Source organism: Allocoleopsis sp., assembly GCF_036703385.1.
Taxonomy (GTDB): Bacteria; Cyanobacteriota; Cyanobacteriia; order Cyanobacteriales; family Coleofasciculaceae; genus Allocoleopsis.
Map to the genome: position 1 here is coordinate 1 of NZ_DATNPA010000394.1, position 3,449 is coordinate 3,449.

At 46.0% G+C, this 3,449-nt stretch carries 3 protein-coding genes and 1 pseudogene; 2 read left to right on the forward strand and 2 right to left on the reverse strand.

The window, feature by feature from the left end:
- Together V6C93_RS19500 and V6C93_RS19505 are read left to right on the forward strand one after the other, a co-directional pair.
- Positions 1-237 (forward strand): hypothetical protein (locus V6C93_RS19500; RefSeq protein WP_333478332.1); only part of this gene is annotated, 237 nt, incomplete at its 5' end.
- Between the two features lie 630 nt (positions 238-867).
- Positions 868-1,887, forward strand: a complete 1,020-nt coding sequence (locus tag V6C93_RS19505; protein WP_333478333.1) for a hypothetical protein — start codon at positions 868-870, stop codon at positions 1,885-1,887.
- A gap of 36 nt (positions 1,888-1,923) precedes the next feature.
- Here the strand turns inward: V6C93_RS19505 and V6C93_RS19510 are convergent.
- Positions 1,924-2,124 (reverse strand): annotated as a pseudogene (locus V6C93_RS19510) (DUF4277 domain-containing protein); the annotation flags it as partial.
- Between the two features lie 38 nt (positions 2,125-2,162).
- Positions 2,163-3,449 (reverse strand): MBL fold metallo-hydrolase (locus V6C93_RS19515; RefSeq protein ID WP_333478334.1); only part of this gene is annotated, 1,287 nt, incomplete at its 5' end.

Sequence of the window (3,449 nt, forward strand, 5' to 3'; positions counted from 1 at the left end):
AAACGCAGCAGCAGTCGCGATGGTCGGGGTCGTCGGGGTCGTCGGGGTCGTCGTTGGGGTCATTGGTGTCAAAGTTTCCGGAGCCACCGCGATCGCACTAACTACGAACAAGCAAACGCCAATACAGCCCGCCTCGCTACCCGATTTCCTGGTCGATTGCGATCGACATTGACTGCGATCGCTGAACAATTTGGAACTGTCACCTGTCCAACTGTGATTGATAGGTTGCTGCAATAAGGAGCGATCGCACCCGATTCAATAATTGTTGAATGAATTTAAGTACGAAGGCGAATACGAGGGCGAGTGCGAGAACGAATACAAAGGTTACAGCTTTATGGCGATCGCTTAATCTATTCAGCAAAAACCGGAAGCAATCGCCCTCCATTCCAACTACCTAAATAATCTGAACTTTCGCCTGCTTAAAAGATGCTTTCAAAGCTCCTACAAGATTGGGCGATCGCCATAGATCGAGTCAAGTGCGCGAACGCTGTTAATTTGAACAGGGTTGCGTAAGTTTCAATCCTATTACAGATAGCGTGAATTCATCAATCTTGAATGAAAGGATAAATGGCCATGTTAACCTCAAAAACCTTAGAGAAAACCCTAGTCGTGGAACAATGGGAGGTTTACGCAAAGCCCGCATCGGTAAAAAGAGTATGGAAGCCTCTGAAGAAAAAGATTCATAGAATTCATCAATTAGCGACAGTAAATTATTTGGAAAAAGGTGTAGCAGACTACATAAAACTAAAACCCCATAGCTCACCAGTTAAACCCACTACTGTTCGTAGCGTTTAGAAATAAAAGAAACAGGCTTGCAAGTAGAAAAGCCAAATAAACAAGGTATGGGTATTTTCGGAGATGTCTAATATGTTTGCTCCAACAACTTCAAAGTCTGCTCCTGTCCTGTGGCAAGGAAAAACACGAGACGGTTACACATTGCGATTGACTCGTTCTGGACTTGCAAAGATCGTGTCGAATCTGCAACAAACGGGATTACACAATCTAGTTCAGAACAATCTGAACGGAAGCCATGAAGCCGCCGTTGTTCGAGCTATCGCTCAAGTCGTCAGCAATGCGGCTCATTCAAGCTCTGGTCAAAATACTCAAGTTTTCACAGCAGTTGGCAAGACAAGAAAGTATCAGATTTTGACTCAGCCAATTGATAGCAAGCAAAGTGCAATTCTCTTTGTGCGATCTCGCCCAACACAAGAATTCGAGTACGAAGGTGAATTTGAGAATGAATACGAGGCTGACTATTTTTTGCCCGCAATAATTAGAGGCGTATCGGCTGCCCGAAAAGCAGTCCCCGCCGCTAAAAAAGTCGCATCGAAAGTCCCAAAGGCAGCACATGCTGCACGATCGACTGCTTCAACATTACAACGACGTGCATCAACACGGTCAATTCCGCGTCATCCATCTGCACGCGCAAGCTCGCGTGGTGATTCAACAAAGCTAGCGCAATCGCGGTACAACCTCAAGCCAAAGCCGATGGGGTTTAAACAATGGAAGTCAGGACGTGAGGCACAGCATTTGATACCTAAGGCGGTATTTAAAGCCCATAATATGCCTCTGACGTTACTTAATTCCCCGGCTAATGGTATTATGCTCCCTGCGGGAAAACGACCAAAACAATACCCAATTCATCGTAAGCCGGTTAAAATGGGTTTGAGACCGGCACACATCAAAAAAGGCAGAGCTCACCCACAATACAACAAAAAAGTAACCCAATTTCTCGCGTGGGCATACCCACAAAAGAAAGGCAATTGGAGCACCGCCGAGGTCGAACGCGCCGCACTCGCATTGCGAAAAGCCCACAAAGATCCATCCATGAAAGGCAAATTTGTTGATGACATTCCGCTTTCATTGATGAAGAAGTACTTCCGCTGATACAGGAAGCCTTCTAGGGCGCTTGTCGCCCCCTGAAGTCACTCCCACTTGGTAGACTTTGTCCAAAGTTCGTCCCAAGCGGTCATCGTTTAAATGTTCTGGCTTGACTCCCTCTCCAATCAAATGCTCGGTAGTTTTCCCTTCAAAGAACTGCCCAAATAGATACAACGGCGCTGCAACGAAGCTCAGTTTATTGAGAATCATCCCTTTGAGGAGTTGACCTGTACTCACTTGTTCGAGTTCAGATGTTTTGTTTCTTTGAGACATGACAACCATCAAATGTACATCGCAAAATAATCATTATAAATTTCAGCATTTGTCGAGAGCGTTTGTTCGAGTTTTTCCCGATCTTCAGCACTAATGAAACTCATAACTGCATCTAAACTGGCTTGAGGGATAAAGTCCCCACAGTATTCATTGGCAGGCACCGCTTCTTTCATCTTCTTGGGATAGGCTAAACCCAGATGATTCATGAGGGTAATGAACTGTTCGCGAGTTCGATCAACAAATCTAGGATTCAAGCGTTTTTCTTCACCAATGCTTGAAACGGTGCGCCCTTTATAGTCATGAGCAGGATAGACCAGCGTGCTGTCTGGCAGGGTAAACAACCGTTGTGTCACTGTATCGTACAAAGTCCCTGCATCGCCCCCCTGAAAGTCTGTTCTGCCACAACCTCGAATCAACAAGGCATCACCAGTTAATAGGTAAATGTTGTTCACCCAGTAAGATAAGTGACTGTTGGTATGTCCCGGTGTCGAAATGGCTTGAATCTCCACTGACCCAACCGTTAAAGTTTCTCGATCGACAAGCGAATGATCCGCAGATCTTGCTGTAGCATTCTGAGGTACAATCACCCGACACCCCGTTTGCTGTCTTAGTTTTCCTGCTCCCGTAATGTGATCGGCGTGAATGTGAGTTTCTAAACAATAGCGAAGCGTCAAATCCAAGTCCTGTAAAACTTGTAAATCTCGATCGACTTGCTCTAGCACCGCATCGACCAGTACAGCATCTTTGGTCTGAGAATCTGCAATTAGATAGGTATAGGTACTCGATTCAGGATCGAAGAATTGCCGAAACAACAATGTTGACTGAGGTAATCCTGAGTTGAAGGCTTGTTCTGTGGATAGCGTGGTTGGAATCGGGCGAACTCGGATTGGGAGCGATCGCAACACTGACTGGGCAACAATTTTTGCCTGACTCCGTAGTTCTGGAACTGCGATCGTTTCCCACAGATCTCCTTGGCGAGGGCTACCGAGGGTATAAAGCAGCGTTGAAACCGCACCATTGGCATCTAATACCGCACCATTGGAAGTTGTATCCAATCCTAAGCCGAGTGGATTGGGGCGAATCAACCCCTGAGCACGCAGATTTGCAATCAAAGGCTGAGCAGAGTGACGATAATCAACTTCTACCCCTGTACAATTGATCGCGCGACTGACATTCAAGATTGTGTTCGTTTTTGTATGACGATCGCAAACCGTGACTGAGACCGTCTCTTTTGAAGATTGATACTCACGAATGCGTCCTGCTGAAATGACTAACTGACCAGAATTCAGCATCTC